This window comes from Pseudomonadales bacterium (genome assembly GCA_013215025.1).
In the GTDB taxonomy this organism is placed as follows: Bacteria; Pseudomonadota; Gammaproteobacteria; order Pseudomonadales; family DT-91; genus DT-91.
The window spans coordinates 1-6,076 of sequence record JABSRR010000177.1 but is presented as its reverse complement, the minus strand read 5'-3'; the positions used below and the strand labels follow the sequence as shown (position 1 = coordinate 6,076).

Here is a 6,076-nt window from a genome sequence, read left to right as displayed (position 1 = left end):
GCCTTGAAATTGGTACCGGTGTGACCTTCCTATTTGGTGATGAAGATGATGTATTCCAAATGCTTTTATCTGACCGTGATAATGCACAGATTTACGTCAAATATGGTTTTTAATGCTTTTAATCGCGCTCAGGTTCGCTTAACTGTTAGTTGATTTTTAATAATAAAAGCCAAGCCACATGCTTGGCTTTTTATTTAACCGGCAAAATATACATAATTAATATTTACCCATAACAACAATTGATTATCTATCGATTGCGATGGCTTCAAAAGAGAATATTTTTGCTGGCCAGGAATTTAGATATGCTTGTAAAGCATCGAAAACTTACTTACAGTAAATACAACAATAACAATATTGAAGGTTACTCGTGACACGTCTCTTACCACTAACTATTGTCCTGCTAAGCTGTTTTTACTTTAACTCTGCCCTTGCCTATTCCGGCTATATTGGTGGCGGCCTGCATCTAGGCGACTACCGTTTCAACAGTGAATTTGATACCTTCAGCTTTAAGCTATCTGGCTGTGATATAAGCAATAATATTGATGCTTGCTATACGGTTGACTCAGAATCCACTCGCAGCAAGTCCTCCGGCATTGTCCTCAAGGTAGGTCAATATCTAAACCCAAACTTTGCGGTTGAATTGCAATATGTGCTTGGCTTGAGCAGTGATTCAGAAACTATTGCTAAAAGAGATGTTGAAATCGAGTTAACCCAAGCGGTTGGACTATTCGCTAAACCTATGGCCTTTTTATCTGAGAATACAAAAGTCTATGGTTTAGCCGGAGTAGGCGCAGTTGACGTCAGCATTGAAGACGACGGCATTCGAAACTTTTCACCACTCGGTGATGATGTTGGCTTTGCTTATGGTTTAGGCCTTGAGTATGAAGTGCAATATGGCGTATTTATCAGCACTGAGTATGTCGTGTACCTAGATACTGACGATGCACAATATGATGCATTCAACTTATCCATGAGCATGTATGTTTGGTAAATTAAGCAAAATACCAAAACTATATTAATGAGCGCCTAAAAAACTATATATATGATCGAATAGTTGCTCATAAATTCCTAGTCCTGCCCCTGAATATAAAAAGCCCGCGGCGCGGGCTTTTCTTTTATCACCTATTTATAAAACCGCGATATATGGCTTTGAAAAATAGACTTAAGCACTGAAAGCTACTCTGGAGAATAGCCTGATAAGGTCGTTGGCAACTCAACACCTTGCGTTTTTAATTGATTGATTCGTGCTAAGTATGCCGCTCCATTTAAAATATGCAGCGCCACATCGGCAGCCTTACGCTGGCTATGATCCTCAAGATAACTGCCTTTGACCCATGCATTAAATGCACCTAGAGACGGTCCAGCCCAAATCTGATAGTCCATTTCACGCCCCTTTTCACCGATGTTAGACCAGCGCGAAGAAAGGCCAAGATACCAACGAAAAATTAAGGCCATTTTGCGCTTTGGGTTATCCATCGCACGCTCTAGCATATCCGGGTCACGCGCCTTGAAAAACTCGATGGTACCGGCCCAAATATCATCGAGATTGGCACGAAAAATTTGCTTTTCTATCTTTTCACGCTCATCGTTTGGAATAGCCTCAATCGAGTCATAAGCGACATATAAGTCGTAAAGTTTTTGTGCTCGCATAGCGAACATTGAGCCTCGTTTAAGCACTTGCAGTTTCACGCCCATCTCAAACATATCGGCCGCAGGCGCCATCGTCACATCAGCCATCTCAGCAGTAGCTAATAGTTTGCGAGTGTATTCTGAGGCTCCGGCCTCGACACAGGACTGGTTAACACTGCCTAAGACAATATAGGCTGCTCCCATATTAAATGCCGCCAGCGCAGCTTCAGGGGTACCAATACCGCCTCCTGCACCAACACGCAAGGCAGGCTGGAAGTTATACTCAGCTTGAATTTCATCTCGCAGCTTAATAATAGTAGGCAGCAGCGTGACAAATGGCCGGTTATCAGTGTGGCCGCCAGAATCAGCCTCTGCGGTAATATCATCCGCCATGGGCACATGCTGCGCCAATTCATATTGCTCAGGGCTGATATGCCCTTGGTCTAAACACTTCTGTAATAGCTTAACAGGCGCTGGCTGCATAAAACGACGCCCAACCTCGGTGCGCGATACTTTAGCAATAATTTTATTGCCTATATTGATTGAGCCATCGCTATTTTTAGACAAGCCTGCCGCACGATAACGCACGATATGCTCTGTTAAGCCTAAGAAAGCTGACGCTTCTACAGTATCTACACCCAACTTCAAACAGCGCTCGACTGCACCACGCTCTAATGCCTCTTCAGCTGGGGCATGTATAATATTTACCGCATAGGGACCCTGCGGTAGAGCCGTTTGAATCTGTCGAATGGCATCCTCTACAACATCAGGTACTAATCCTGCCGCACCAAAAGAGCATAAAAAACCTGCCTTACCCAAGGCAATCACTAATTCAACTGAGGCAATGCCATTGGCCATCGCGCCGCCATGGTAAGCATATTGCACATTGTGTTGCGCTTTAAAGGCTGGATCACCCAAATCTTCTGCGACTAAAGCTTGTGCAAATGCTTGTACACTAGCCGAGCCGTCCGATGTTAATGTTTGCGCCACACCTAATTGCTCAACTGCTCCCTCATTCTGTTTGGCCACATATACCGGCTGGCTGAGATTCATTAACACATGCTTAATGCCTTCCTTATCATAAACAAGCTGATTAGCCTGCCAGTTAAACGGGATATTGTTCACTTTATTTTGTATCAGAGAGCTCATTGGGCTTTCCTGTCTATAATTTGCTATTTTCAATCGATTATCAGCATTAGCGAATAATGGCTATGGGCTAATAACTAAAGCTGCCCTTCTGGTTTAGGCCGAGCTCCAATCAAGCTTCGACAATCGACAGCGCTATGTCGCTCACATGGTAAATTCGTAAGCCATCTTTCGACAGATTGGCATTACCTACAATGCGAACTTCACCGTCACTTCGAATCACATCACTGATATGTACATCTAGCTCCATCTTCTTATTAAGCGGTGTTATTTGTCCTCGGTATTTCCACACCACTTCGCTGAGTGGTGCAATAAAACGTGGATTGTTAAAGCCAGCGCCTAAATCATTCTTTAATGCATAGCTCTGCAGTAACTCAATAATGGCTTCCACGCCAAGGGAACCCGGCATCACAGGGTCTTGGTGAAAGTGATATCGAAAAAACCAATCGGTAGGGTCAATGGTGCGCTCGCCATAAATATAACCCTTACCTTCATTGCCACCGCCTTCAACAATGCTGACTGTATCCACGAAATTTAGCTGACCACCAGCAAGCTTGTAATGCGGCTTTCCTGCAGGAGCTGTGTAGAGTGATAGCTTATCATCCGCGAGATTCAGCACTTCGATTTGATGTTTAGCTGTATCGTTATCAACAAACCATGGATTAGTTGTACGACCATTATCAATACCCAGTTGATTGGTGAGCGCATCTGCCGAGAAGTATCCGAATACTGCACTGCCCTGATAGAAGGTATCGCCATCTGCCAACAACTCAAAAGTAAAACTTTGAATAATAGAGCCACCCGCCTGCGAGGTGCTGAGCATCACCGATTTATTGGTAATGGTTTTACCGCGCAAATCAATGTGCTTTAATAATGTGCCGCGCCCATCCAGATTACGGAAAAATAAATCTTTATCTGGATACTGTAACGTTGTACCCATATAACCTGAGATAAAGCCATTCGGTTGTAGTGAAATCTCCATTAATACTGAGTATGGCATCCAATGTTGATGCGAGTTTTTGCTAAAATACCAAGCATTATGCGGCACTTCATATTCAGCCACACAGCTAGATGGTTTTTTTAACTCGCCCCGTTGGCCTTGAACGTCAATCACCTGTGTCACTAGCTGTAAGTCGCCACATGGCGTTCGAGGTGGTATGCGGTCTTGGTAAACATCAAATTCTGGGCCAAAGCAGTTAGATATATTACCGGTAGCAAATTCAAATAAATGCCAAGCAGTGAATGGCAGAGTATCTGGCACGCGGTTTTGACGGGCTGGATCGCTAGCCTCTGGCGCTGCAATGTGTTTAATCGGTGTTACGCCTTTGATCAATGCCGCCGACGTGTCAGATTCAACCCACATTAGCGGTGCATTGACATTAGCAAAAGCGTTTTTCCCGTTCTCGTCAAGCTCAGCATGTGCCAGCGCTGTTTGCGCTTGAGCACTATTCACTAACTGAATGCCCGCCGGCAAATCAGCCGCATAGGGTGAAGTTTCATCCTGCTCTTTTATCATCACGGATAGGTTTTTAAAATCAACCACCACTTTTCCATCGAGAATAATATCGATATTGGCTTTCATAAAGGGGTAAGGTTGCATACCCATATCGGTAACTTCCATGCGGTATGTTAGGGTATTTGATTGCGGTGCTACCTGGCCACGGCAGCGAACCGTTTGTGCCTCTCCAGGCACAGGTTGAAAGCGCGCATTATTGACATGGCTGTGCATGCCTAGCCATAACATAAAGAACATCGCCAACTGGCCGCAGCCCTCACTCATTAGCGAGCCTGCCATTACCTGATCACCTTTAAAATGACAGGGAAAATACCAGTGATCCGGCGCTAAGTCTTTTTGCCCCTCAACGACACCTAAGCCCCAGTGACCGCCATGAGGATCAATCTTTGTGACCCGCTCAATCATCAGAAATTTCTTTGACGAAAACTTTAACGATGGGTTTCGGCCAGCTTGATCATATTTTGGGCCGAAGCATCCAGCAATATCACCACGCACCAACTTCATCATATCTTGGTAGTCATATTGAGTGCGCGTATTGTTAATCAGCGGCGTAAACGATGATCGAACGGCATTAGCAAGCTGCGCCTTGTCTTTATCATTTAATATCACGCCTTTCCCGTCATCTAACTCTTCATCCGTGAAAAAGCCGGCACAGCCGTTACGCATTATCAAAACTTTTTTACCACCGACAAAGCAGTCATAGTGGAAAAAGAAAAGAAATTGGTCGCCATTACGGGCATACGAGTCGATATGAATTTCGTAGCGTAAGGTTTCACCACCAAAAGCCATATCTTCAAGAAAGGTCAGCTCGCAATCAAGAAGCCGATAAACGCGTTCACCTTTACACTCAAAGTCTATGCCTAGGTATGAAATTAGCATCAAATCACACTGCCCTGATTCGACAGATACCGACCAGGGGATTTGTCCATCGATTAAAAATGCAGCATCGGTAGGAATATCGTATTCGGTGGCCATATAGCAGGGTTTAAAAATATTCGTCGTTGCCTCGAGATCGGTTACTCGCGAAACTAACAAATAGTCGGTAGTCGGTAGACGGACGCGACGATCAAACTGGTCTATTGGTGCATAGGCTTCACCAAAAACTTTGGCAATATCACCCTCAGCAAATTCTACCAAATCCGCCTGATCAAAAATCACCTGCTTAGGCTGATTATACTTTTCGGTCAAGACAATCCCAGGCGACATTTTTTCAGCCTGAGTAAGCTCGTCACTGTCGGTATCAAATACCGAGGTTGACGTTTGAAAAGGGGCACTTTTAGCATGCTCTGATGCAATGCTAGGCTGCTCTACTGCAGCTGCAACATCTGCCGCAGCAGCTAAAGTATTTATCGGAGAAACAGCTGGAATAGATGCTGTTGGCGCAATTGACCTTACGTTTGCTTGCGCTTGAATAAGTGCACTCATATGCTCTTGCGCAGCTTTACGTGCGTCTAAAAATGCTTTGTGCGCATTCAATGCGTTTTGTTGCAATGAATTAGCAGCGGCATTGTGCCTAGCCAGATCAAGATCAGCAATAGCGCTATTGTTAGTCGCTGCAGGCTTTATTGCTGTCGTTGAACGACTGACTATATTAGGTGTTTTTTCCACAACAGTTGCTCCTGTCGATTGCGGGCTGCTTAGATTTGCAGCAGAGAGTGATTCTTTACATGGCGATATGAAGTCGGACACAAATGGCGTAGCAATATTGCTCATATCCAAGGCTTGCGAATTTGTACTTTTCGCTCCAGCAATCTTCGCTATTATCGCATCACGTGTGTTCGCATC

General features: G+C 44.6%; 3 protein-coding genes. 1 reads left to right on the top strand and 2 read right to left on the bottom strand.

Features of this window, described 5'->3' with window-relative positions:
- Positions 1-367 precede the first annotated feature (367 nt).
- Positions 368-991, top strand: a complete 624-nt coding sequence (locus tag HRU21_11125; protein ID NRA42839.1) for a porin family protein — start codon at positions 368-370, stop codon at positions 989-991.
- Between the two features lie 185 nt (positions 992-1,176).
- On the opposite strand, the gene HRU21_11120 is transcribed toward HRU21_11125, so the two are convergent.
- Together HRU21_11120 and HRU21_11115 are read right to left on the bottom strand one after the other, a co-directional pair.
- Positions 1,177-2,778 carry a PfaD family polyunsaturated fatty acid/polyketide biosynthesis protein gene (locus tag HRU21_11120; GenBank protein NRA42838.1) on the bottom strand — a complete coding sequence of 534 codons (1,602 nt, stop codon included), beginning with the start codon at positions 2,776-2,778 and terminating at the stop codon, positions 1,177-1,179.
- A gap of 109 nt (positions 2,779-2,887) precedes the next feature.
- On the bottom strand, positions 2,888-6,076 hold a 3,189-nt coding region (locus HRU21_11115), incomplete at its 5' end, for a beta-hydroxydecanoyl-ACP dehydratase (GenBank protein NRA42837.1).

Excerpts from the sequence above, each read along its gene's own strand:
- HRU21_11120 (NRA42838.1), bottom strand. The coding sequence starts at position 2,778 with ATGAGCTCTCTGATACAAAATAAAGTGAACAATATCCCGTTTAACTGG.